Here is a 24,197-nt window from a genome sequence, read left to right as displayed (position 1 = left end):
TCGAAGAAACATATTGCAATTCATGCATATGTCACCTACGCTGATCCCATGAGCGCAGAACACGACCACGACTCCGGCCATTCGGCGCGCTGGGAGATCGGCTTCGCCATCGCCTCGGGCGTCACCTATGTCAGCGGCATGATCGCCGAATACGCGCTGGACCAGCCGTCCATCGCCACCTTCTTCTTCCTCGCCACCTACTTCTTCGGCGGCTACTTCACCATCCGGTCCGCGATCCACTCGACCCTCAACGGCAAGTTCGAGGTCGACTTCCTGATGCTGGTCGCCGCGATCGGCGCCGCCTCCATCGGCCGCTTCGCCGAGGGCGCGGTCCTCCTGTTCCTGTTCAGCCTCGGCCACGCGCTGGAGGAGTACGCCCTGGCGCGCGCCTCCAAGTCGATCGAGGCATTGGCAGAGCTCGCGCCGCGCACCGCGCTGGTGCACACCGGCGGACCGTCGAACCTGTCCGGCGAGTTCGCCGAGAAGTCGGTCGACGACCTGGCGGTGGGCGATCTCGTGCTGGTCCGCCCCAACTCCCGGGTGAGCGCCGACGGCTTCGTGGTCGACGGCCGCTCGGCGATCGACCAGAGCGCCGTGACCGGCGAGTCGATGCCGGTCGAGAAGGAGCCCGTGGGCAGTCCCGCCGCCGCGGCGGCCCGGCCCACCACCGTGCCCTCCGAGCACCGCGTCTTCGCGGGCACCGTCAACGGCTCGGGCGCCCTCGTGGTGCAGGCCACCGCACTCGCCAAGGACTCCACGCTGAGCAAGGTGGTCGAACTGGTGGCCTCCACCGATCAGGCCAAGTCGCCCACGCAGCGCTTCCTCGACAAGTTCCAGCGCATCTACGTCCCCGCGGTGATCGCCTTCGTGATCGGCGTTTTCCTGGTGGGCTACTTCGGATTCGGTAACCCGTTCACCGACGCCTTCTACCTGTCGATGGCCGTCCTGGTCGCCGCGAGCCCGTGCGCCCTGGCGCTGGCCACCCCGTCGGCGGTGCTGGCCGGTGTGGCCCGCGCGGCCCGCGCCGGTGTGCTGATCAAGGGCGGTGCGCCGCTCGAGACGCTCGGCCGGGTCTCGTCCATCGCCTTCGACAAGACCGGCACCCTCACCTGGGGCGAGCCGCAGGTCACCGACACCGTCGCCGCCCCCGGCGTGGAACTCGACGATCTGCTCGCCACCACCCTGGCCGTCGAGAAGCTCTCGGATCACCCGCTGGCCGCGGCCGTCTCCGACGGCATCGCCGACCGCACGAAGACGCAGCTCACCGCTACCGATCTCCAGTCCGTGACCGGGCGCGGCGTGCGCGCCAAGATCGACGGCGAGGAGGTGGAGATCGGCAACGCCCGGTTGTTCACCGACGCCGAGATCGCGCTCGATGACGTTGCGGCGGATATCGATCGGCTCCAGGCCGGCGGTCGCACGCTGATGATCGTGCGCCGCGGCGGCCGCTTCCTCGGCGTGATCGGCGTGATGGACACGCCGCGCCGCGAGGCGGGCGAGGTGCTCGACCGGCTGCGAGAGTCCGGCATGACCGACATCGTGATGATCTCGGGCGACCACCAGCAGGTGGCCGACGCCGTCGGCAAGGAGGTCGGTGTCGACCGGGCCCTGGGCGGCCTGCTGCCCGAGGACAAGGTCACGCAGATCAAGGGCATGTCGGGCAGCAAGGCCGAGCCCACCGGTCCGGGTGCCCGACGGTGCGCCATGGTCGGCGACGGCGTCAACGACGCCCCCGCGATGGCGCAGGCCGATGTCGGGATCGCCATGGGCGCCGCCGGATCCGCCGTCGCGCTCGAGACCGCCGATGTCGCCCTGATGAGCGACGACCTCGGCCGGCTGCCCTTCGCGGTGCGGCTGAGCCGGCAGACCAGCCGGATCATCCGGCAGAACCTGATCGCCTCACTGGGGATCGTGGTCTTCCTCATCATCGTCACCTTCATGGGCCTGCCGATGGGGCCGGTGGTGTTCATCCATGAGGGTTCGACGCTGATCGTCGTGGCCAATGCGCTGCGCCTGCTCCGCTTCGATATCGGCAAGGAGCACGCGGGTGTGGAGCACGAGTCGCGGCCCGAGAAGGTGCCCGCAGCGGCCTGATCGGTGAGGGAGCGTGTCCCCCGGTGCCTGTGGGCGCCGGGGGACACATCTGTCGGTGGTCAGGTGAGCTGCGCGTGCATGAACAACGCGGCCAGCGCGAGTACGACGCCGCAGAAGCCTCGGCACGGGCCGCGGCCGAACGCGGTCCCGACGGCGGCGGCTATCGGGACGGTGAATCCGGCGAGCATGGCGATCGACAGGAGGGTGTCGACGTCCGGGTACTCGCGGGTGCCGCCGGCGGTGTCGAACTCCGACTCGGGATCGACGGGCAGCGCGGAGACCATGAGTACCAGGACCGCGATCGCGGCGCCGGTGATCCCGGCGGCGATCTGGGCGATGCCGCGGCGGACGGCATCTCGATGAGTAGTGACAGCGGTAGTCACACACCGATTCCACCCCGGCGACCGCCCCATCGGATCAGTGGAACTACTCGAATCGGCATGTGGTTTCTACGGTCGTCCCCCACGCCACGCCGATCCGCGGGCGATCCGGTCGGTCCCCCACGGGAGATCGTTCCTGCGGTGGGGGAGGCGCCGGGCTGGGAGGGAATCGGTACCGCGCGGGGGACGACGGTGCCGCCGGTCGCGCCCCGTCGGGGAACCCGGCTGCCTGCGGGAACAGACCCACCGTCAGGGTTGCGCGAAGTGCGCTCAACTTTTTTCGGAAATCGGGAACAACATCTGCGGACCGCTCGTTGGAACTCACGTAGGACTTGAGTGTCCTGCGCTCAATGAGGTAGAACGGAAGCGTTCGCCCCTTGAGCCGGGGGCGCTGAAGTCTAACGAGCAGGCAAATGAAACCCATCGGCCGCGAACCGGCCGGAACATAGGAGGAAAGTATGGGACGTGCAGTAGGCATCGACCTCGGCACCACCAACTCGTGCGTCGCAGTCCTCGAGGGCGGCGACCCGGTCGTGATCGCCAACGCCGAGGGCTCGCGGACCACCCCGTCGGTGGTCGCCTTCGCACGCAACGGCGAGGTCCTGGTGGGCCAGCCCGCCAAGAACCAGGCCGTCACCAACGTCGACCGCACCATCCGCTCGGTCAAGCGCCACATCGGCACCGACTGGACCGTGTCCATCGACGACAAGAACTACACCTCGCAGGAGATCAGCGCCCGCACGCTGATGAAGCTCAAGCGCGACGCCGAGGCCTACCTCGGTGAGGACGTCACCGACGCGGTCATCACCGTGCCCGCGTACTTCAACGACGCCCAGCGTCAGGCCACCAAGGAAGCCGGCCAGATCGCCGGCCTCAACGTGCTCCGCATCGTCAACGAGCCCACCGCCGCCGCTCTGGCGTACGGCCTGGACAAGGGCGAGAAGGAGCAGACCATCCTGGTCTTCGACCTCGGTGGCGGCACCTTCGACGTCTCGCTGCTGGAGATCGGCGACGGTGTCGTCGAGGTCCGTGCGACCTCGGGCGACAACAACCTCGGTGGTGACGACTGGGATCAGCGCATCGTCGACTGGCTGGTCGAGAAGTTCAAGGCGCAGCACGGCATCGACCTGACCAAGGACAAGATGGCCATGCAGCGTCTGCGCGAGGCCGCGGAGAAGGCGAAGATCGAGCTGAGCTCGGGCCAGAGCACCTCGATCAACCTGCCGTACATCACGGTGGACGCCGATAAGAACCCGCTGTTCCTCGACGAGAACCTCAGCCGCAGCGAGTTCCAGAAGATCACCAACGATCTGCTGGAGCGCACCCGCACCCCGTTCCAGGCCGTCATCAAGGACGCCGGCATCTCCGTGGGCGACATCGATCACGTGGTGCTCGTGGGTGGTTCCACCCGCATGCCCGCCGTGACCGAGCTGGTCAAGGAGCTCACCGGTGGCCAGGAGCCCAACAAGGGCGTCAACCCGGACGAGGTCGTCGCCGTGGGCGCCGCCCTGCAGGCCGGCGTGCTGCGCGGCGAGGTCAAGGACGTGCTGCTGCTCGACGTGACCCCGCTGAGCCTCGGCATCGAGACCAAGGGTGGCGTGATGACCAAGCTCATCGAGCGCAACACCACCATCCCCACCAAGCGCTCGGAGACCTTCACCACGGCCGACGACAACCAGCCGTCGGTGCAGATCCAGGTGTTCCAGGGCGAGCGTGAGATCGCTGCGCACAACAAGCTGCTCGGCAGCTTCGAGCTGACCGGCATCGCGCCGGCTCCGCGCGGCGTGCCGCAGATCGAGGTCACCTTCGACATCGACGCCAACGGCATCGTGCACGTGACCGCGAAGGACAAGGGCACGGGCAAGGAGAACACCATCAAGATCTCCGACGGCAGCGGACTGTCGCAGGAGGAGATCGACCGGATGATCAAGGACGCCGAGGCGCACGCCTCGGAGGACAAGGCTCGTCGCGAGGAGGCGGAGACCCGCAACCAGGCCGAGTCGCTGGTCAACCAGACCGAGAAGTTCCTGTCCGAGAATGCCGATAAGGTTCCGGCCGAGAACAAGGAGAAGGTCGAGGCCGCCATCAAGGAGGCGAACGAGGCCCTGCAGGGCACCGACATCGCCGCCGTGAAGGCCGCCGTCGAGAAGCTGTCGACCGAGTCGCAGGCTCTGGGCCAGGCGCTGTACGCGCAGGCCGGTGCCGAGGCTCAGGCTGAGGGCGCCGAGCAGTCCGCGCAGGCGGACGACGGTGTCGTGGACGCCGAGGTCGTCGACGAGGATCCGAAGGACGCGAAGTAATGACGACCCCCGAGAATCCGGTGGATCCGGAAGAGGTGAACACGGAGGCTGAGGGGGTCGAGGCAGGGACTGTCACGGCCGCGGCGGAGGAGTCCGCCGCGGCCGAGGCCGACAGCACCGACGCACCGTCGGACGAGGTCGCCGAGCTGACCGCCGATCTGCAGCGCGTGACCGCCGAGTACGCCAACTACCGCAAGCGCACCGCGCGCGATGTGGTCGACGCCCGCGCCGCGGGCAAGGCGTACGTGGTGGCCGAACTGCTGGTGGTCCTCGACGACCTCGACCGCGCACGCAGCCACGGCGACCTCGAAGCAGGCCCGCTCAAGTCCGTGTCCGACAAGCTCGACGGCGTGCTCGCCGGACTCGGTCTCGAGTCCTTCGGCGCCGAGGGCGACGAGTTCGATCCGTCCATCCACGAGGCCGTCCAGCACGAGGGCGACGGCGCCGATCCCGTCCTGGGAACGGTGCTGCGCCAGGGCTATCAGATCGACGGCAAGGTGATCCGCAACGCGATGGTGGCCGTGGTCGACCGTCCCGAGTCGGATGCGTCCGGCGCGGGCGCGACCGGCGCCGATCAGGAAGAGTCCTAGAAGGAGGTGATGCCCGGTGACCCAGAGGGAATGGGTTGAACAGGACTTCTACAAGGAACTGGGTGTCAGCTCCGATGCCAGCCAGGACGACATCAAGAAGGCCTACCGGAAACTGGCCGCCGAGCTGCACCCGGACCGCAATCCGGGGGACGCGAAGGCGGAGGAGCGGTTCAAGCGCGTCTCCGAGGCGAACTCGGTGCTGTCGGATCCGGCCAAGCGCAAGGAGTACGACGAGACCCGGCGCCTGTTCGGCGGCGGTCGATTCGGCTCCGGCGGTGGCGGCTTCGGTACCGGCGGCTTCGGCAACACCGGTGGCGGTTCGGGCGGCTTCTCGTTCTCCGACATCTTCGACGGCGCCACGAACGGCGGCGGCGGCGGATTCGGGGACATCTTCGAGGGGCTGTTCAACCGTGCCGGTGGCGCGGCTCCGGGCCCCGGCCCGCAGCCCTCGCGGCCGCGGCGGGGCAACGATCTGGAATCCGAGATCACCCTCGGCTTCCGGGACGCCACGCTCGGTGTCACCACACCGATCACGCTGACGTCACCGTCGCCCTGCACCACCTGCCACGGCTCCGGCGCCAAGCCGGGTACCAGCCCGCGGGTGTGTCAGTCCTGCAACGGTTCCGGGCTCGTGAGCCGGAACCAGGGAGCGTTCAGCTTCTCCGAGCCCTGCCCTGACTGCCGCGGCACCGGCTCGGTGATCGACGATCCCTGCACCGACTGCAACGGCACCGGCGTCACCGTGCGCACCCGCACGGTGAACGTGAAGATCCCGCCCGGCGTCAAGGACGGTCAGCGCATCCGCCTGGCCGGCCAGGGGCAGGCCGGGATGCGCGGCGCACCGTCGGGCGATCTGTTCGTGACCGTGCACGTGAAGGCGGACGACGTCTTCACCCGCAACGGGGACGATCTGCTGGTGACCCTGCCCGTCAGCTTCTCGGAGCTGGCGCTGGGCGCCACGGTCACCGTGCCGACGCTGGCGCAGCCGGTGGGCGTGAAGATCCCCGCGGGCACCACCGACGGCCGCACCCTCCGGGTGCGCGGTCGCGGTGTGCCCAAGCGGTCGGGCGGCCACGGCGATCTGCTGGTCAAGGTGCAGGTGGCGGTGCCCTCGTCGCTGGACGATGCGGCACAGGATGCGCTGCGCGCGTACGCGGAAGCGGAACGGGCCTCCGGCTTCGATCCGCGGAGCGGATGGGCGGGTGCGTAATGAACCGACCTCCGGAGATTCCTGACGATCCGGACGCCCACGTCTTCATGATCTCGGTGGCCGCACAGCTGGCCGGGATGCATGCACAGACACTCCGCACGTACGACCGCCTCGGGCTCGTGAAGCCCGAGCGGTCGGCGGGCGGGGGTCGGCGGTACTCCACCCGCGATGTGGACCTGCTCCGCGAGGTGCAGCGACTCTCGCAGGACGAGGGCGTGAACCTCGCCGGCATCAAACGGATCATCGACCTGACCAACCAGGTGGACGCGCTGCAACGGCGCGTGCAGGAACTGACCACGCAGCTCGAGAACGTGCACCGCACCGGTGCCGAGCTCGTGCACGTGCCCAAGTCCAGCGCGCTCGTGGTGTGGCAACCGCGCACCCGGCGCCGCGACTGAATCGGTGGCAGCATCGCTCCCATGAGCGAGCGCATCGTCTTCCGTCGCAGCGACGGCGGCCGGACCACCGTGCGGCACCACCCCACCGACGACGGGGCCGGTTTCCGGCTGGCCATCGTCGACGGGGAGGTGCCGGACGAGGTGACCGTCGACCCGACGGCGCTGTACTTCATCGACGACTACGACCCGCGTTCGCTCGTGAGCGACGCGGGTCTCGTCGTCTCCTGCGGCGAACCGCCGCACTTCGGGACGTGGGAGCGCCTGGACGCCTGGCCCGTGTGACAGCTCGGGTTGCGGGCTCCGTCCCCGGCCCTGATAGTTATCGTATGAAACGAATCGCGACGGTCCTGGCCACCGCCACCGCCCTGACGTTCGTCTCCATCGCCCCGGCCTCCGCCTGGGGCGTCGAGGGCCACGGCATCGTGGGCTCCGTGGCCGCCGCGCGGCTCAGCCCCGCGGCCACCGCGGAGGTCGCGAACCTGCTACAGGGCGAACCGAATCCGACGCTCGCCGGTGTCGCCTCCTGGGCCGATGACTACCGCTCCACCCCGGAGGGCGCAGCAACCGCGCCCTGGCACTTCGTGAACATCGCCGAGAACGGCTGCGTCTACGCACCCGAGATCAACGGCTCCGGCGGCGCCAATGTCATCGAGACGATCCGCAACCAGACCGCGATCCTCGCCGACAAGTCCAAGCCCGCCGACCAACGCCGCGATGCACTGAAGTTCCTGGTGCACTTCGTCGGCGACATCGAGCAGCCCATGCACACCGGCTACGCCAAGGATCGCGGCGGCAACAGCGTCAAGCTCACCTACAACGGCAGGTCCACGAACCTGCACGCGGTCTGGGACTCCGGCCTGCTCGACGGCGGCAGCGGCGCCCGCGTCACCGCGCTGCCCGCGCCGCAGACCGGATCGACCGACCCCGCGCAGTGGGCGCAGGAGAGCTGCCGGATCGCGGTGGACGCGTACCCGTCGTCGTCGGTGATCGGCGCCGACTACACCGCGAAGTACCGCCCGATCGCCGAGGCGCAGCTTCGGTTGGCGGGGGAGCGGCTGGGGCGCCTGCTCACCGACACCCTCGGCTGACCTCAGATCGGATCGTGCAGAACCTCATCGGGATCGGCGCCGGCGCGCAGTGCGGCGTCGCGGGCCGAGTGGACCAGGCCGGACGGTCCGGCGATGAGCACCCGCTGCTCGCGCAGATCCAGCCCCGCCATCGCCTCGACCACGGAGCCGTGCCGCAGCGGCAGGGCCCGCGCCGGCGTGGCCGGCGTCTTGAGCCACCACGGATCCCGCCGCGTATCGGTCACCTGGGTGATCCGCAGCCACGGGTTGGTGGCGGCCAGCATCGCGAGCGATTCCGCGTCGTAGAGCAGTCCGGGCGAGCGAGCCCCCATCAGCAGGTGCACGTCGGGATTGTTCGCGCTGGCGGCCATCGCCAACAGGATCGACTTCATCGGCGCCAGCCCGGTGCCGCCCGCGATCATGGTGACCGGCCGCGTACCGTCGACCCGCATCAGCCCGTGTACCTGGCCGAACTGCCACTGATCCCCGGGCCGGGTCTCCGAGTGCACGGTGCTGGACAGATCGCCGCCGGGTACCGCGCGCACATGGAACTCCATCTGGCCCTGCGTGTTCGGCGGCATCGCCAGGGAGAAGGGGCGCCACTGCCGGGGCACCTGCGGGATCTGCGTCTCCACGTACTGTCCGGGGCGGAACAGCAGGGGCTGCTCGGCCACCAGGCGCACGACGGTGAGCCCGGGGTGCGGCCGGAGCACGTCGACCACCTGGGCGCTGCGTCGCGCCGGCGTCGGATCGGAGTGGGCGCCGCCGCGCATCACGCCGGTCATCAACTGGATCGCCTGCTCGAGCACCGCGGTGTCCTCGGCGTCGAGTCCGCCGTGCGACTGATAGACGGCGTGCACCTCCGCCGAGAGCGCCGTGCCCATGGTGGCGTAATGCGCCTCGGTGAGCCCGTACTTGCGGTGATCGCGGCCCAGCTGGGCGAGGAACTCGATCAGCTCCTCGTGGTCCTCGGCGCGCGGGATGGTGGTGAGCACGTGGTCGAGCACCCGGTAGAAGACATCGCGGTGCGCCGACATGCTGGCGGGGAACAGGTCGCGCAGCGACGGATCGAGCGCGAACAGCCGCGCGAAGAGGTGCTTGGTGAACTCGTCCGACAGCGGACGCAGGTCGTTCGCGATCTGCGTCAGACCGTGCCGCGAATGCGAACCCACGACTCTCACGCTCCTGCTGCTGGCATCAGTTTCCGACCGGGCCATCCTACCTGCGGATTCGGGGCACCACCCGGACCCTGTGACACGGTTGCGAAGTGTGTCGCATCTTGGTCACGGTCGCGGTGTCGGTATGGCTGCGCGGGCCCCTGGTCGAGTACATTTCAGGGCGTCGACCGCGAGGCGCAGGCCGGCGGAAGTGATCTGTCGCGAATCCCGCGGCGAGGTGTTCGCACATGATCGAGAGAAGGGCTATCCGCATGGCCGGACTGCGTGGTCGGAAGAACCTGCGGCGCTGGGGCTACGGCCTGGCGATCGGAGCGGGAATGGCCCTGGCGCCCTTCGCCGCCGCCCAGGCCTCCGCGGACCCGACGCCGCCGGCCGCCGAGGTCCCCGCCGTCGCGAAGGCTCCCGCCGCCGAGGTCTCGGTCGTGAAGGCTCCCGCCGCCACGACGCCCGCCATCCGCGCCGCGGTCGCGAAGGTCCCCGCCGCGACCGCCACCGTCGATAAGGCCGTCGTGCAGCGGGTGGCCGTCGAGCGCCCGGTCGCCCAGCGCGCGCCCATCCAGCGTCCGGTGGCACAGCCCAAGTCGCAGCGATCAGCGGACCGTCGCTCCATCGTGGTGATCGGCGCGTCGATCTCCACCGGCTACGGCGTCTCGAAGACCTCCGCCTACCCGAGCCGGGTGAGCGCCGAGACCGGCCGCCCGGTGTACGTGAGCGCCAAGACCGGCGCCGGGTACGCGGACGGATCGATCGCCCGCCTCACCTCGGCCGCGAACCTGCCCGCCCGGAACCCGGGCCTGGTGGTGTTGCAGGCCGGGTCGAACGACGTCGGAGCCCCCGACGCCGTGGTGGCCGGACAGGTCCGGAAGGTGGTCCAGACGGTGCGCGCCCAGGCGCCGCGCGCGCAGGTCGCGGTGGTCACCGTGTTCCCGTCGGTGCGCAGCGGCGCGGCCGCCAACCGCACGGACGCGACGATCATCGACGCCGCCCGCTCTGTGGACCCGTCGGTGAAGGTCATCTCGCCGCTGGGTGAGGGCTGGCAGTACCCGGCGCAGGCCGATGGTCACCCGGCCGCCGGTGCACATGCCCAGATTGCGGAGCGCGTGGCCGCCCTCGCCTGATTCGGCGCACCCGTGCGGGGGTGCTGCGAAAAATTCTCTGCCTTGAGTGGAACAGACTCAACTCTTGGTGCGTTGTTCTCTACATAAGGGCATACTTGAGCCAGCAGGGCTCAGGTTGCACGACATGTTCGAGACGACCCAGGAGGGCACAGAAGAGTGGATTCGTTCAATCCCACCACCAAGACGCAGGCCGCGCTCACCTCGGCTCTGCAGGCGGCATCGGCCGCGGGCAACCCGGAGATCTCTCCGGCGCACCTGCTGGTCGCGCTGCTGGACCAGACCGACGGCATCGCCGCGCCGCTGCTCAAGGCGGTGGGCGTCGATCCCGTCACCGTGCGCAACCGTGCGCAGGAGCTCGTGGACCGCAAGCCCAAGGCCAGCGGTTCCACCACGCAGCCGCAGCTGAGCCGCGAGTCACTCGCGTCCATCACGGCTGCGCAGAAGCTCGCCACCGAGATGGGCGACCAGTACGTCTCCACCGAGCACGTGCTCTACGGCCTGTCCGAGGCCGGCGGCGAGACCGCCCAGATCCTGGTGAACGCCGGCGCCACCCCGCAGGCGATCCGGGAGGCCTTCACCGCCGTCCGCGGTAGCGCGAAGGTCACCTCGCAGGATCCCGAGGGCCAGTACCAGGCCCTGGAGAAGTACTCGACCGACCTCACCGCGCGGGCCCGCGAGGGCAAGCTCGACCCGGTCATCGGGCGCGACAACGAGATCCGTCGCGTGGTCCAGGTACTGTCCCGCCGCACCAAGAACAACCCGGTGCTCATCGGCGAGCCCGGCGTCGGCAAGACCGCCATCGTCGAGGGCCTGGCCCAGCGCGTGGTGACGGGCGACGTGCCCGAATCGCTGCGCGGTAAGACGGTGATCTCGCTCGACCTGGGCGCGATGGTCGCGGGCGCGAAGTATCGCGGCGAGTTCGAGGAGCGGCTCAAGGCCGTGCTCGACGAGATCAAGAACTCGGCCGGGCAGATCATCACCTTCATCGACGAGCTGCACACCATCGTGGGCGCCGGTGCCACCGGCGATTCCGCGATGGACGCGGGCAACATGATCAAGCCGATGCTGGCGCGCGGCGAGCTCCGGCTCGTGGGCGCCACCACGCTCGACGAGTACCGGCAGTACATCGAGAAGGACGCCGCGCTCGAGCGCCGCTTCCAGCAGGTGCTGGTGGGCGAGCCCTCGGTCGAGGACACGATCGGCATCCTGCGCGGGCTCAAGGAGCGGTACGAGGTGCACCACGGTGTGCGCATCACCGACTCCGCGCTCGTCTCGGCCGCATCGCTGTCGGACCGGTACATCACCTCGCGCTTCCTGCCCGACAAGGCGATCGACCTCGTCGATGAGGCCGCGTCGCGCCTGCGCATGGAGATCGACTCCCGCCCGGAGGAGATCGACGCGGAGGAGCGGCTGGTCCGTCGCCTCGAGATCGAGGAGATGGCGCTGTCGAAGGAGACCGACGCGGCCTCCGTCGACCGGCTGGAGAAGCTGCGCGGCGAACTCGCCGACCACAAGGAGAAGCTGGCGCAGCTGAATTCGCGCTGGCAGAACGAGAAGTCGGCGATCGACTCGGTGCGCACGCTCAAGGAGCAGCTCGAGAACCTCAAGGGTGAGTCCGAGCGCGCCGAGCGCGACGGCGATCTCGGCCGTGCGGCGGAGCTGCGCTACGGCCAGATCCCCGCGCTGGAGAAGGAGCTCGACGAGGCGGTGGCCCACTCGGGCGCCGCGTCCGACGGCGACGTCATGCTCAAGGAGGAGGTCGGCCCCGACGACGTGGCCGACGTGGTCTCCGCCTGGACCGGCATCCCCGCCGGCCGCATGCTCGAGGGCGAGACGGCGAAGCTGCTGCGCATGGAGTCGGAGATCGGCAAGCGCGTGATCGGCCAGGAGGCCGCCGTGGAGGCGGTCTCGGATGCGGTGCGCCGCACCCGTGCCGGCGTCTCCGACCCGAACCGTCCCACCGGCTCGTTCCTGTTCCTCGGCCCCACCGGCGTGGGCAAGACGGAGCTGGCCAAGGGGCTCGCGGAGTTCCTGTTCGACGACGAGCGCGCCATGGTGCGCATCGACATGTCCGAGTACGGCGAGAAGCACTCCGTCGCACGGCTCGTCGGCGCGCCTCCCGGGTACGTCGGCTACGAGGCCGGCGGCCAGCTGACCGAGGCCGTGCGGCGCCGCCCCTACACGGTGGTGCTGTTCGACGAGGTCGAGAAGGCGCACCCGGACGTCTTCGACGTGCTGCTGCAGGTGCTCGACGAGGGCCGTCTCACCGACGGCCAGGGTCGTACCGTGGACTTCCGCAACACGATCCTGATCCTCACCTCCAACCTCGGTGCGGGTGGCGATAAGGACCACGTGATGAACGCAGTGCGCGCGAAGTTCAAGCCGGAGTTCATCAACCGGCTCGACGATGTGCTCATCTTCGACTCGCTCGATTCCGGCCAGCTGACCGGCATCGTGGACATCCAGCTGGACCAGCTACGCAAGCGGCTGTCCCAGCGCCGGCTCGACCTGCAGGTGTCCGACGAGGCGAAGTCCTGGCTCGCCGAGCGCGGTTTCGACCCGCTGTACGGCGCGCGGCCGCTGCGCCGCCTGGTGCAGCAGTCGATCGGCGACCAGCTCGCCAAGTCGCTGCTCGCGGGGGATGTCCGCGACGGCGATCCGGTGAAGGTCACCGTCAGCGACGACGGCGACCGGCTGATCATCAGCTGACCCGCACACGATGAGCGGGCGCGACCACACGGTCGCGCCCGCTTTCGTGTGTCCGGGGGCGCCGCGGACGGTTCGGTGACAGGCTGGAGCCATGACGATCACCCCGCACACGGTGCGCACGGAACGGCACACCACCGGCTACCTCGCGTCCGGGCCGGACGACGGTCCGCTGCTGATCCTCTGCCACGGCTGGCCCGAGCTCTCGCACTCCTGGCGACACCAGCTCCGTGCGCTCGGCGAGCTCGGATTCCGCTGCGTGGCACCGGACATGCGGGGCTACGGAACCTCCAGCGTGCCCGCCGAGAAGGCCGCGTACCGTCGGGAGGAGATCGTGGCCGACATGCTGGAACTGCTGGCCGCCCTCGGCCGCAGCACCGCGATCTGGATCGGCCACGACTGGGGCTCACCCGTCGTCTGGAACATCGCCACCCACCATCCCGAGGTGGTCGACGCCGTCGCCTCCCTCAACGTGCCGCACTTCCCCTCGGGCGGACCCGGGCCCGTCGATCTGATCGACCGCGCGAAGTACCCGGCCGACGAGTACCCGTACGGTCAGTGGGACTACCAGGTCCAGTACCTCAAGTCCTTCGACGCGATCACGGCCCAGTTCGAGAGCGACATACCGCATTTCATCGCCGCCCTGTTCCGTCCCGGTGATGCCTCGCACCTCGACGGCCCCGGTCCCACCGCGCTGATCAGCCGCAACGGCGGCTGGTTCGGCGGTGGACCCGTGCCGCAGCTGCCGATCGACCCCGCCGTGCTGACGCCGCAGGACCACGCGATCTACGTCGCCGCGTTCGAACGGAACGGCATGGCGGGCCCCAACTCCTGGTACGTCAACGGTCCCGCCGATGCCGAGTACGCCTCCCGGGAACTCGCCGGCGGGCGGATCGACGTACCGGTGCTGTTCCTGCACGGCCGCTACGACGCCACCCTGGAGACGGTGCGCTCGCGGCTGGCCGATCCGATGCGTGCGGCGTGCTCCGATCTCACCGAGGTGATCGTCGACTCGGGGCACTGGATGGCGGAGGAACGTCCCGCCGATGTCAATGCGGCGCTCGTCCGCTGGATCGCCACCCGCGTGCCCGATCGGTGGCCCGGTCCGGCGGAGCTGCACTCCGCGGGCTGACCGCGTCTACGCTGATCCCATGAGTGCAGCCACCGTCGCCAGTGTCGCCGACGCCAAGTACGTCATGCTCACCACCTACCGCAAGGACGGCAGCGCGGTGGCCACCCCGCTCTGGGCCGTGCGCGACGGTGCCGATCTGGTGATGTGGACCGTGACCGACTCCTGGAAGGTCAAGCGGATCCGCAAGAATCCGGCCGTCCTGGTGCAGGCCTGCGACGCCCGCGGCAAGAAGACCGAGGGCCCGCAGGTCGCCGGTGTCGCGGAGATCGTCGACGGCGGTGACGCCGGCACCCAGATCCGCAGCAAGTACGGCATCCTCGGCTGGCTCACCGTGACCGGTTCCAAGATCCGACGGGGCGCGAACGGCACCGTCGGGATCCGGGTCCGCGACGCCGCCTGACCCTCACCGAGGCGATCTTCGGTGCCGAACTGCGGCGGAGACTCCAGATTCCTCGCAGTTGTGCACCGAAGATGTGTGGTTGGGGACCATCGGCGCTGCCGATGCGTCCAATGGATGTGGCGATTCGCACTCGGGACTTGAACGCGGTGGCATCACCGCACCTGGTTCGGAGTGCGTTTCGACAGGTGCTCCACGGCGTGCGCTCGCCGGTCGGCCGCGAGATCACACTGCGTGATCGCATCGACGCCGTCCTGCTCCTGTACCCGGATGCGGTCTTCTGCGGGTGGACCGCTGCGGCTCTCCATTCGGTGGCCTACTGCGCAGGGAAGCCGACGGAGGTGTGGCTGCCGGAGCATCGCCGCCGCCGAGGGCTCGTGATCCGCCGCTGCGTTCTCCCGGAGGAGGACGTGGTCGACGTCGACGGCGTCGCCTTCACGACCGGGGTGCGCACCGCGGTCGATCTGGCCCGTTACATCCCGGGTGATGATGCGGTCGCGGCAGTCGATCAGTGCCTTCGCTTCGACGAGGCGGGCCGAGCGGCAACCACCGTCGAGGAGATGCGGCGGTACCTGGACCAGCACCGGAACCTGCATCGATCGCGCCGCGTCGCGGCCGTGCTGGGGGCGGCGGACGGGCGGGCGGAGTCGCCACCGGAGACGCACACCCGGCTCGCGCTGCACCGCGCGGGCCTGACCGTCTTCGAGCCGCAGGTGGCGATCGATCGCGGGCGGTTTCGGGTGGATCTCGGTGCGGAGGAGTACCGGGTGGCAGTCGAGTACGACGGCGCCCACCACCGTGATCCTGAGCAGCACCGACTCGACGTCGAGCGGTGGAACACCCTGCGCCACGACTACGGCTGGGACATCGTGCTCGCTACCGCGTCGTCACTCGGCGGCGGTCGCGATGCGCTGATCCGACGCGCGCGGGCCGCCCTGCGTGACCGTGGCTGGAGCGGCTGAGCATCTTCGGTGCCGAACTGCGGTGACAACACATCTCTGCGTCGCAATTCGGCACCGAAGATGTGAGGTCAGTGGGGGGCGATGTACTTCACCGGCTCGGGGAGACCGCGCTCGATGCGCACGCGACGGGAGATGGCCTCCACGGCCTTGAGGGCGTCGACGACCTGCGCGGGCGTCACGGGCGAGGGCAGGTTGTGGATGGTCTCCGCCGCGGCGGTCGCGGCCTCGGCGATGGCCTGCAGCTCGGTGGTGTTCTCGGGCGTGAGGCCGATCTCGGTGAGCGAGTTGGGAAGTCCCACCTGCGTGGTGAACTCGATGAAGTCCTCGATCTCCACCGACGGGGCGCCTTCCAGCACCAGCTGCGTGATCGAGCCGATGTTCACCTTCTGACCGTGAGTGAGGCCGTGCGTCTGCGGCGCGGCGGTGAGACCGTTGTGGATCGCGTGCGCGGCGGCCAGGCCACCGGACTCGAAGCCGAGGCCGGAGAGCAGCGTGTTCGCCTCCACCACCGATTCCAGCGCCGGGGTCACCACCTTGCTGCGGACGGCGTCGATCGCCAGGAGTGCGTTCTCCCACAGGATGTCCCACGACAGCTCGGCGAGCGCGGTGCCTGCGCGGGTGGGGCGACCGCCCGCCATCGTGGTGCCCCGACCGCGGCGCGTGGCGCGGGCCTCGATCCAGGTGGCCAGCGCATCGCCGATGCCCGCCACCAGCAGGCTCACCGGGGCGTTCGCCACCAGCTGGGTGTCGATCAGCACCAGGTCCGGGTTCCGTGGGAAGAAGCGGTACTCCAGGAATTCGCCCGTCTCCGTGTAGATCACGGCGAGCGTCGAGGTGGGCGCATCGGACGAGGCGGCGGTGGGAACGCTCACCCAGCGGATGCCGGCGAGGTGCCCGGCGGCCTTCGCGGCGTCGATCGCGGACCCGCCGCCCACGCCGAGGATCACGTCGTGGCCGCCGGAGCTGATCGTCGCCACCAGCTCGTCCACCGCGGCCGGCGTCGCGAACTGCTTGAAGGGCACCCGCGTCACGGCGAGCCCGGCGGCGTCGAAGCTGGCGCTCACCCCGTCCTGCACGATGCCCCACACGGTGTCGTCACTCACGATCAGGGGAGTGGACCCCAGCTTGGCGACGTGCTCGCCGAGGGAGTCGAGAGCGCCTCGCCCCTGCACGTAGCGGGACGGGCTGGCGAAGATCGCGGTGCTGACGGTGTCGGACATGCGTGGCTCCTCGTTTCGTTGGGGTCACTTTCCAACGTGGCACGAGTCGGCCGGAAACGCACGCCGTCAGATCAGCCCGAGTCCAGCGGCGGCCGCCAGCACCACCACCGCGCCGGACAGGAGCAGGGCGCGTCCGGCCCCCGTCGGCGCCCGGCCGAGCCGCACCGCCAGTCCCAGCCCCACCACCGCGACGGCCGCACAGAGGATCGCCGCCCACGCCCGCCCACCGAGCGTCAGCCGTCCCACCAGCGCCAGCGCCATCACGGTGCGGACCCGGGCGAGCTGCGTGCGCTCCGCCGCAAGGGTCGACGGGGCGCTCATGTGAAGGCGATCGCGGCGGCCAGCACCAGGCCCGCTGCGGCGATCGCCGCCGCGAGCACCACCGTGGCGGGGGAGCCGCCGGGTGCCCGGCCGGTGCGGATGGCTCCCTCGACGCGCAGCCACCGTCGGAAGGCGTACCCGGCGAGCAGCGCGGCGAGGACCAGCAGCACCACCACCAGCGGGGTGCGCACCGCCTCGGGCACCACCTCCGGAGCGAAGGCCTCCAACCCGACCGCGGCGGCGATCAGGCCCAGTGACGTGCGGATCCAGGCCAGGAAGGTGCGTTCGTTGGCGAGGGTGAATCGTGCGTCCGGCGCCTCGCCCTCGGTGAGCTCGCGGGGCGGCCAGAACCTGCGGAAAGCGGCCACGCCGACAACGCTAGCGGGGGTCATAGTGATTCGCCCGCCCCATTCACAGGTGCATCTCAGACACGGGGCTTAGTTTCTGCAGGGGTGGCACGGGAGCACGTGCACCATGGAATGAGGAGGATCGACACGGTGCGAGGAGGTGGCGCATGACCGACGAACCGCGGTCCCGCGGCCCCTGGCTCGCCACGATCCTCAGCCTCATCGGTATCGGCGTGGTCGGTGCCGGCATCGCCTACAGCCTGCACATCTCCTCCGAACTCGGCAGCGTGCGCCGGGCCGCGCCCGCGGCCTCCTCGGCCGGCGTGCCGGTGAATCAGAAGGTCTCCGGTGTTGCGATCACGCCTGGTCGCGAGGTGATCGGAGCGATCCTCAGCATCGATTCCTCGGTGGTCAAGGTGCGCTCGGCGCCCGGCGGGAACACCGTCGAACTCCGGACCGGACCGGAGACGCAGGTGACCACCACGCACGGCGGCAAGCTCACCGATCTCAAGGTGGGCGACGTCGTGATGATCCAGGTGAGCGCCGACGGTTCCTCGGCGCTGGCCATCTATGCCGGTCAGATCTCCGTGGCCGGTACCCCATCGGTCGGGTGAAACCGCCGACCGACCGGCTACTGTAGGTGGCGATGTCGTACGTAGTGTTCCTGATCCTCGCGGTGGTCTGCGCGGCGCTCGCCGCTGCTCTCATCTGGTACGACCGCGGGCACACGCCGAATGTCCACTCCGAGCGCGCGGCTTGGGCCGAGAGCCGCGAGTTCGTCTACACCGCGAAAGACCCGTCGCTCAAGGACGAGTTCCACCGCGGTGGCATGGCGATGCCCGGCGATCCGCCGGTGGTCGACGTGGCGCACGGCACCTACTTCGGTGCCAACGCCTACGTCTTCGACCTGGCTGAGAGCGCCACCATCGCCGCCGTGCACCGCGGCGCCACGTCGGGCGCCCTGCTCGACCTGCGCCCCGAGAACGCGCACCCACCGACCGAGCCCGGGATGGAGCCCCTGGGCGCCCTGGGACCGCGGATCCTGTACACCAACAACGCCGAGGTGGGCCGCCGGGTGGCCGACCGCCGCATGATCACCTTCGCCGAACAGGTGCCCGCCCACATCGAGTCACTGTGGAACGAGGGCGCCTGGACGCTGGGCCAGATGCCCGCCACCGACGATCCCGACGATCTCGACGAGGCCCTCGAGGCCGTGCGCCGCTTCGGCGACCTGCTCCGCGTGCTCCCGCCGGAGGGCCACGCCCGCGTGGTCACCTCGGGCGGCCCCCGCGATCCGGGCCAGCCCGTTCCGGTGCGCTCGGAGTCCCGACGGTGAGCGCTCTCGATCCGGCGGCCAAGAGCCGACTCGCCGAACTGGTGCGCGAGCTCGCGGTGGTGCACGGCAAGGTCACGCTCTCCAGCGGTCGCGAGGCCGACTACTACGTGGACCTGCGCCGCGCCACGCTGCATCACGAGGCCTCGCCGCTGATCGGCCGCCTGCTGCGCGAGCTCACCGCCGACTGGGACTTCGCCGCGGTCGGCGGACTCACCCTGGGCGCCGACCCGGTGGCCACCTCCGTGATGCACGCACCCGGCCGCCCGATCGACGCCTTCGTGGTCCGCAAGGCCGCCAAGGCGCACGGCATGCAGCGGCAGGTGGAGGGCCCCGACGTGGTCGGCAAGCGCGTCCTCGTGGTCGAGGACACCACCACCACCGGCAACTCGCCGCTCACGGCGGTGCGCGCGCTGCGTGAGATCGGCGCCGAGGTCGTGGGTGTGGCCACCGTGGTGGACCGCGAGACCGACGCCGCCACCGTGATCGCGGCAGAGGGCCTCGAGTACCGCTCGGTGCTCGGCCTCGCCGATCTCGGACTCTGACCGAGCCCGTGAGCGAGTCCGACCTCGGTCCCACCGAGTGGGTGACCGGCGTGCCCGGACCGCACACCGTCGGGCTCGGACCCTGGCGCGACGAGTACGGAACCGAACCACCGCAGGACCCGAAGTACGACCCCGAGCTGCTCGCCGACGGCGACCGCCGCAACGTGGTCGACGGCTACCGGTACTGGACGCGCGAGGCCATCGTCGCCGACCTGGACACCCGCCGGCATCCGTTCGAGGTGGCCATCGAGAACCTCGGCCACGACGCGAACATCGGCACCGTGGTGCGCACCGCCAACGCCTTCGGCGCGAAGGCCGTGCACATCATCGGCCGCAAGCGGTGGAATCGACGGGGTGCCATGGTGACCGACCGCTACCAGCACATCCGGCACCACCCCGACGCCGAGGCCTTCGCGGCCTGGTGCGCGGAGCGCGAGCTTCCCATCGTGGCCGTCGACAACCAGCCCGGATCGGTGCCGCTGGAGCGGGGCTCGCTGCCCCGACGGTGCGTGCTGCTGTTCGGGCAGGAGGGGCCCGGCGTGTCCGGCGACGCCCGGCAGATCGCCGGGACCACGGTGTCGATCGCCCAGTTCGGATCGACCCGGTCGATCAACGTGGGTGTGGCCGCCGGGATCGCCATGCACGCCTGGGTGCGCGAACACGCCGACCTCGACGCCGCCTGGTAGAGCGAGCCGAGGCCGTCCGGGCCCGAACTGCGACAGAAATCTCGCCGTCCGCTCAGACTTCGGTCGGCTAACCATGGTCTGATGTGGGTATGACGACGGCGGTGGAATGGAACCAGCGCGCGGCGGCGGCGCAGTCCGCGGTGGTGGACCGGCACGTCCGCCCGGTGTGGGGGATTCCGGGAACCCGGCTCGGGATCCCGGCGTACCCGCCCACCCGGCGCGACGCGCTGCTGCTGAGCTGGAACTACTGGTGGCAGGCGCATCTGCTGGACGTGGCGGTCGACGCCTACATCCGCGACGGCGCGCCCAGCACCCGCAAGCTGGTGGTCGAGCTGGCGCGCGGGCACCGGCTCCGGAACCTGTTGCGCGTCACGAACTCCTACTACGACGATATGGCGTGGATGGGGCTCGCCCTGGAGCGGGCGCAGCGGTACGCGGGCGTGAACGCGGCCCGGCGGCTGCGCACCCTGACCGGCACCTTCCTCAAGGCGTGGGTGCCCGAGGCGGGCGGCGGTATTCCGTGGCGCACCACGGGACTGTTCCTCAACGCACCGGCGAACGGTCCCGCCGGGATCTACCTGGCGCGGATGGGGGAGTTCGAGCGCGCGGAGGAGACCGCCGACTGGCTGTACCGGCGCCTACTGGACCCCGAGACCGGGCTCATCAACGACGGTGTCGACGGCAGCTACGACGATCCCGAGAACGGAAAGCTGTACCCGGAGAAGTACACCTACTGCCAGGGCGTCACCATCGGACTCGACACCGAGCTCTCCGCCGACGACGATCCGGAGCACGCTCAGCGGGTCGCGAAGCTGATCGCCGCGGTGTCCCGGCTGATGACGGAGGGGCACGTGATCGCCGGTGGCGACGGTGGCGACGGCGGCCTGTTCAACGGCATCCTGATCCGCTACCTGGCGCTCGCGGCGGTGCAGCTGCGCGGCGGCCCCGGCACCGACGACGTGCGCGACGCCGCGGCCGAGATCGTCTTCGCCTCCGCGGAGGCGGCGTGGCGCGGCGCCCGCGAGGTGGACGGCAAGGTGCTCTTCAGCGCCGACTGGACCCGCGATGCTCGCATTCCGGGCTCTACCGGCCAGGCGGCCTACTTCACCGGTGGCACAGTGCGTTCCAGCGAAACGCCGGAGCGCGACCTCTCGGTGCAGATCGGTGGCTGGATGGCCATGGAGGCCGCCGCGGCGCTCGCCCGGGCCTAGTCCTCGCTGAGCCGCCCGGCGTCCATCCGCCAGCGGCGGGTGGCGCGCACGGTGTCGAGCATGCGGCGATCGTGGGTCACCAGGATCACGGTGCCGTCGAAGGATTCCACGGCCTGCTCCAATTGCTCGATCGCGGGTAGGTCGAGGTGGTTGGTGGGCTCGTCGAGCACCAGCAGGTTCACGCCGCGGGCCTGCAGCAGTGCCAGCGCGGCGCGGGTGCGTTCGCCCGGTGACAGCGACGATGCGGGTCGCAGCACGTGGTGCCCGCGCAGTCCGAACTTCGCGAGCAGGGTGCGTACATCGGCCGGCGGGGTGTCGGGGACCTCGGCGCAGAACGCGTCCAGTAGCGCGTCGTCGCCGAGGAAACGCCCACGCGCCTGGTCGATCTCGCCGATCTCGACGCCGGAGCCGAGCGATGCCGATCCGTTATCGGGCACCCGGCGGCCCAGCAGCAGCGACAGCAGCGTCGATTTACCGGCCCCGTTCGGCCCCGTCAGCAGGATGCGGTCGCCGAACTGGACCGACGCCGTGATCGGCCCGACGGTGAGCCGCGGGAATTCCGCGGTGGCGCCGGACAGGGTGGCCACGACAGTGCCGGAGCGCGGGGCGGCGGCGATCTCCATCCGCAGCTCCCACTCCTTGCGCGGTTCCTCGACCACGTCGAGCCGCTCGATGGCCCGCTCGGTCTGCCGGGCCTTCGACGCCTGCTTCTCCGTGGACTCCAACCGCGCCTTCCGGCCCGCCTTATCGGGGTCCCCGTTCTTCATCTTCCGGCGCGCGTTCCGCACGCCGTGCTCCATCCAGTTCCGCTGCATCTGGGCGCGGTCCTGCAGATCGGAGAGCTTGCCGGCGTACTGCTCGTACTCCTCGCGGGCATGCCGCCGGGCCACCTCGCGTTCGGTCAGATAGGCCTCGTAGCCGCCGCCGTACACGCCGATCTGCTGCTGCGCCAGATCCAGCTCCACCACCGTGGTCACGGTGCGCGCCAAGAACTCCCGGTCGTGCGAGACCACCACGATCGCGGTCGCGGCATCGGCCACGAACCGCTCCAGCAGCTCCAGGCCGGCCAGGTCGAGATCGTTGGTCGGCTCGTCGAGCAGCAGCACGTCGTACCGCGAGGCGAGCACTGCTGCCAGGCCCGCGCGGGCGGCCTGCCCACCGGACAGGCCCGTCATCTCCGCGTCCGGATCCGGCAGCCCGACGTCCGCGAGGATCGCGGCCAGCCGCTGGTCGAGATCGGCGCCGCCGAGCGCGAGCCAGCGGTCGAGGGCGGGCGTGTAGTTGTCCTCGGACGGATCGTCGGCGAGTGCCTCCGCCGCGGCGTTCATCGTCTCCTCCGCGGCCGCGACGCCGGTGCGGCGCGCCACGAACCGGGTGATGGTCTCGCCCGGCCGCCGCTCGGGCTCCTGCGCGAGGTAGCCCACCTGCGCATCGACGGGGGACTTCTCGACGGTGCCCGTCACGTCGGGTCCGCCGGCGGCGTGCTGTCCGGCGAGGAGCTTGAGCAGCGTCGACTTCCCGGCCCCGTTGGCGCCGACCAGCCCGACCACCTCGCCGGGGGCGATCACCAGGTCGAGACCGGAGAACAGGCTGCGATCGGCGTAGGCGACGGACAGGTCGCGCGCCTGGAGGACGGTCACTAGTCCTCGAGATCGACGGAGACGTTCGGCTTGGCCATCTCGCGCCGGTAGCCCACGATCCCGACGATCGTGCCCACGATCAGCATCACGATCATGCCGCGCAGCGCCCAGTCCAGGACCCACTTGTAGTCCTGCAGCGCCGACGACGCGTAGTAGCCCACCAGCAGCAGGAAGGGCGCCCAGATCAGCGAGCCGAGGATCGAGGCGATGGTGAACTTGCGCTTGTCCATGCCCACCGCGCCCGCGACCAGCGGGCACAGGGTGCGGACCCACGGGATCCACCGGGCGATGAGCACGGAGAAGAAGCCGTGCTTGTCCATCAGCTCCTTGACCCGGTGCAGGTTGTTCGCGTTGAGGTAGCGCCCGTCCTGCTTGGCGAGCACGTGATCGCCCATCTTCTCGCCGATCCCGTAGCCCACGTGGTTGCCCGCGATGGCGGCGAGGAAGGCGGCCAGCGCCAGGCCCCACACCGAGGCCGCCGAGTGGCCGGTGGTGGCCATGGCCAGGCCGGCGGTGAGCAGCAGGGAATCACCGGGGAGGAACAGACCGATGATGAAGGCGCACTCGGCGAAGACGAACCCGGCCACGACGAGCCAGATCATCACCGGCCCGGCGTTCTGGACGAATTCGAGCACGGCGGCCTACGCGCTGGCGGAGGAGTTCGCGCGGCGGTCGGACAGGTACTTCTTCGCGACGCCCCAGACGATCGGGAGCACCGACACCAGCACGATGCCGATGAAGATCTTGTCGATGTTGTCGCGCACCCAGTCGATCTGGCCCAGCCAGACGCCGAGCAGCAGGATGCCGTCGCCCCAGATGATGGCGCCGATGGCGTTCCAGATGACGAACTTGACGTAGTTCATGTGCGCGGCGCCGGCAGCCACGGGCGCGAAGGTGCGCACGAAGGGCACGAAGCGGGCCAGCACCAGGGTGGCCGGACCGTACTTCTCGAAGAACTCGTGCGACTCGTCGAGGTACTTGGTCTTGAGGAAGCGGGCGTCGGGCTTGAACAGCTTCTCGCCGCCGAAGCGACCGATGAAGTAACCCACCTGCGAGCCGAGGATCGCGGCGATCGGGACGCCGATCAGCAGCACCGGCAGCGACATCGCCGAGCCCGTGTAGGTGGCCTCGCCGACCGCGGCGCCGGTGCCGGCGGCGGTCAGCAGCCCGGCGACGAACAGCAGCGAATCGCCCGGGAGCACGGGGAACAGCACGCCGGACTCGATGAACACGACCAGCAGCAGACCCACGAGCGCGATCGGCCCGAAGGCGTTGAGGACGGCCACCGGATCGGTGATGTCCGAGATCGAGAAGGCCTGAAGGGTGGTCGAAGAGGCCAGCGTCAGGTCATTGAAATACACC

The 24,197-nt window shown here is 70.0% G+C and carries 25 protein-coding genes; 17 read left to right on the top strand and 8 right to left on the bottom strand.

The genetic code is table 11. The annotated features are described in order from the left end of the window. The first annotated feature begins 48 nt into the window (after positions 1-48). On the top strand, positions 49-2,094 hold the full coding sequence (locus tag ABD108_RS18050) for a heavy metal translocating P-type ATPase (RefSeq protein WP_343930985.1): 2,046 nt from the start codon (positions 49-51) through the stop codon (positions 2,092-2,094). Between the two features lie 59 nt (positions 2,095-2,153). On the opposite strand, the gene ABD108_RS18045 is transcribed toward ABD108_RS18050, so the two are convergent. Then, a complete protein-coding gene (locus ABD108_RS18045; RefSeq protein ID WP_220656768.1) occupies positions 2,154-2,477 on the bottom strand; it encodes a hypothetical protein in 324 nt (107 codons plus the stop codon). A gap of 455 nt (positions 2,478-2,932) precedes the next feature. On the opposite strand from ABD108_RS18045, the gene dnaK reads away from it, so the two are divergent. From dnaK to ABD108_RS18015, 6 genes are read left to right on the top strand one after another with little or no spacing between them, the layout of a single operon-like run. Next, positions 2,933-4,774 carry a molecular chaperone DnaK gene (gene dnaK, locus ABD108_RS18040; RefSeq protein ID WP_220656767.1) on the top strand — a complete coding sequence of 614 codons (1,842 nt, stop codon included), beginning with the start codon at positions 2,933-2,935 and terminating at the stop codon, positions 4,772-4,774. After that, the gene (grpE, locus tag ABD108_RS18035) at positions 4,774-5,364 is read left to right on the top strand and encodes a nucleotide exchange factor GrpE (RefSeq protein WP_220656766.1); all 591 of its coding nucleotides are present in this window, start codon (positions 4,774-4,776) and stop codon (positions 5,362-5,364) included. The genes dnaK and grpE overlap by 1 nt, the downstream gene beginning before the upstream one ends. 16 nt (positions 5,365-5,380) lie before the next feature. Then, positions 5,381-6,574 (top strand): molecular chaperone DnaJ, encoded by a 1,194-nt coding sequence (dnaJ, locus tag ABD108_RS18030; RefSeq protein WP_305110263.1) that lies wholly within the window; start codon positions 5,381-5,383, stop codon positions 6,572-6,574. Then, positions 6,574-6,972 (top strand): heat shock protein transcriptional repressor HspR, encoded by a 399-nt coding sequence (locus ABD108_RS18025; protein ID WP_220656764.1) that lies wholly within the window; start codon positions 6,574-6,576, stop codon positions 6,970-6,972. Before dnaJ ends, ABD108_RS18025 begins: the two co-directional genes overlap by 1 nt. A 21-nt stretch (positions 6,973-6,993) precedes the next feature. Next, entirely contained in the window at positions 6,994-7,254 is a 261-nt protein-coding gene (locus tag ABD108_RS18020) for a hypothetical protein (protein ID WP_305110262.1), read from the top strand. Between the two features lie 44 nt (positions 7,255-7,298). Beyond that, a complete protein-coding gene (locus ABD108_RS18015) occupies positions 7,299-8,060 on the top strand; it encodes a S1/P1 nuclease (protein ID WP_220656762.1) in 762 nt (253 codons plus the stop codon). A gap of 2 nt (positions 8,061-8,062) precedes the next feature. Here ABD108_RS18015 and ABD108_RS18010 read toward each other — a convergent pair whose 3' ends face one another. Further along, positions 8,063-9,211 carry an FAD-binding oxidoreductase gene (locus tag ABD108_RS18010; RefSeq protein WP_305110261.1) on the bottom strand — a complete coding sequence of 383 codons (1,149 nt, stop codon included), beginning with the start codon at positions 9,209-9,211 and terminating at the stop codon, positions 8,063-8,065. 233 nt (positions 9,212-9,444) lie between these two features. Between ABD108_RS18010 and ABD108_RS18005 the strand changes: the two genes are divergently transcribed. The 5 genes from ABD108_RS18005 (at position 9,445) to ABD108_RS17985 (ending at position 15,532) form a co-directional block, all read left to right on the top strand. Continuing rightward, a complete protein-coding gene (locus ABD108_RS18005) occupies positions 9,445-10,335 on the top strand; it encodes an SGNH/GDSL hydrolase family protein (RefSeq protein ID WP_305110260.1) in 891 nt (296 codons plus the stop codon). Positions 10,336-10,491: 156 nt separating this feature from the next. After that, the gene (clpB, locus tag ABD108_RS18000) at positions 10,492-13,044 is read left to right on the top strand and encodes an ATP-dependent chaperone ClpB (RefSeq protein ID WP_220656759.1); all 2,553 of its coding nucleotides are present in this window, start codon (positions 10,492-10,494) and stop codon (positions 13,042-13,044) included. Positions 13,045-13,135: 91 nt separating this feature from the next. Next, entirely contained in the window at positions 13,136-14,173 is a 1,038-nt protein-coding gene (locus ABD108_RS17995; protein WP_220656758.1) for an alpha/beta hydrolase, read from the top strand. Positions 14,174-14,192: 19 nt separating this feature from the next. After that, positions 14,193-14,573 (top strand): PPOX class F420-dependent oxidoreductase, encoded by a 381-nt coding sequence (locus ABD108_RS17990; protein ID WP_220656757.1) that lies wholly within the window; start codon positions 14,193-14,195, stop codon positions 14,571-14,573. Between the two features lie 197 nt (positions 14,574-14,770). After that, positions 14,771-15,532: an endonuclease domain-containing protein gene (locus ABD108_RS17985; RefSeq protein WP_343930984.1), complete on the top strand. Its 762-nt coding sequence runs from the start codon at positions 14,771-14,773 to the stop codon at positions 15,530-15,532. Between the two features lie 68 nt (positions 15,533-15,600). On the opposite strand, the gene ABD108_RS17980 is transcribed toward ABD108_RS17985, so the two are convergent. The 3 genes from ABD108_RS17980 to ABD108_RS17970 form a co-directional block, all read right to left on the bottom strand. Further along, on the bottom strand, positions 15,601-16,752 hold the full coding sequence (locus ABD108_RS17980; protein WP_343930983.1) for a glycerol dehydrogenase: 1,152 nt from the start codon (positions 16,750-16,752) through the stop codon (positions 15,601-15,603). 66 nt (positions 16,753-16,818) lie between these two features. Then, on the bottom strand, positions 16,819-17,073 hold the full coding sequence (locus ABD108_RS17975; RefSeq protein WP_343930982.1) for a hypothetical protein: 255 nt from the start codon (positions 17,071-17,073) through the stop codon (positions 16,819-16,821). Next, the gene (locus ABD108_RS17970) at positions 17,070-17,465 is read right to left on the bottom strand and encodes a YidH family protein (protein ID WP_220656753.1); all 396 of its coding nucleotides are present in this window, start codon (positions 17,463-17,465) and stop codon (positions 17,070-17,072) included. The genes ABD108_RS17975 and ABD108_RS17970 overlap by 4 nt, the downstream gene beginning before the upstream one ends. Positions 17,466-17,587: 122 nt before the next feature. Here ABD108_RS17970 and ABD108_RS17965 point away from each other — a divergent pair, with 122 nt between their 5' ends. From ABD108_RS17965 to ABD108_RS17945, 5 genes are all read left to right on the top strand, one after another. Then, on the top strand, positions 17,588-18,034 hold the full coding sequence (locus ABD108_RS17965; protein ID WP_220656752.1) for a hypothetical protein: 447 nt from the start codon (positions 17,588-17,590) through the stop codon (positions 18,032-18,034). 32 nt (positions 18,035-18,066) lie between these two features. Continuing rightward, the gene (locus tag ABD108_RS17960; protein ID WP_220656751.1) at positions 18,067-18,756 is read left to right on the top strand and encodes a type III secretion system chaperone family protein; all 690 of its coding nucleotides are present in this window, start codon (positions 18,067-18,069) and stop codon (positions 18,754-18,756) included. Further along, positions 18,753-19,298, top strand: coding sequence for an orotate phosphoribosyltransferase (pyrE, locus tag ABD108_RS17955; RefSeq protein WP_220656750.1), 546 nt, complete (start codon positions 18,753-18,755; stop codon positions 19,296-19,298). Before ABD108_RS17960 ends, pyrE begins: the two co-directional genes overlap by 4 nt. An 8-nt stretch (positions 19,299-19,306) precedes the next feature. Next, positions 19,307-19,984, top strand: coding sequence for a TrmH family RNA methyltransferase (locus ABD108_RS17950; RefSeq protein ID WP_220656749.1), 678 nt, complete (start codon positions 19,307-19,309; stop codon positions 19,982-19,984). Positions 19,985-20,073: 89 nt separating this feature from the next. Continuing rightward, positions 20,074-21,195 carry a glycoside hydrolase family 76 protein gene (locus ABD108_RS17945; protein WP_343930981.1) on the top strand — a complete coding sequence of 374 codons (1,122 nt, stop codon included), beginning with the start codon at positions 20,074-20,076 and terminating at the stop codon, positions 21,193-21,195. Here ABD108_RS17945 and ABD108_RS17940 read toward each other — a convergent pair. Genes ABD108_RS17940 through ABD108_RS17930 form a run of 3 tightly spaced genes read right to left on the bottom strand, consistent with a single transcriptional unit; the run spans position 21,192 to position 24,196 of the window. Beyond that, the gene (locus tag ABD108_RS17940) at positions 21,192-22,835 is read right to left on the bottom strand and encodes an ABC-F family ATP-binding cassette domain-containing protein (protein ID WP_343930980.1); all 1,644 of its coding nucleotides are present in this window, start codon (positions 22,833-22,835) and stop codon (positions 21,192-21,194) included. The two genes, ABD108_RS17945 and ABD108_RS17940, sit on opposite strands and share 4 nt — an antisense overlap. Continuing rightward, positions 22,835-23,470, bottom strand: a complete 636-nt coding sequence (locus ABD108_RS17935) for a DedA family protein (RefSeq protein WP_220656746.1) — start codon at positions 23,468-23,470, stop codon at positions 22,835-22,837. The genes ABD108_RS17940 and ABD108_RS17935 overlap by 1 nt, the downstream gene beginning before the upstream one ends. Before the next feature lie 6 nt (positions 23,471-23,476). Further along, a complete protein-coding gene (locus tag ABD108_RS17930) occupies positions 23,477-24,196 on the bottom strand; it encodes a DedA family protein (protein ID WP_220656745.1) in 720 nt (239 codons plus the stop codon). Between the last annotated feature and the right edge of the window lies 1 nt (position 24,197).

It is taken from the genome of Tsukamurella strandjordii (assembly GCF_039525985.1).
In the GTDB taxonomy this organism is placed as follows: domain Bacteria; phylum Actinomycetota; class Actinomycetes; order Mycobacteriales; family Mycobacteriaceae; genus Tsukamurella; species Tsukamurella strandjordii.
Note: the sequence above shows the minus strand (reverse complement) of the source record. Positions and strands in the feature narration are given on the sequence as shown.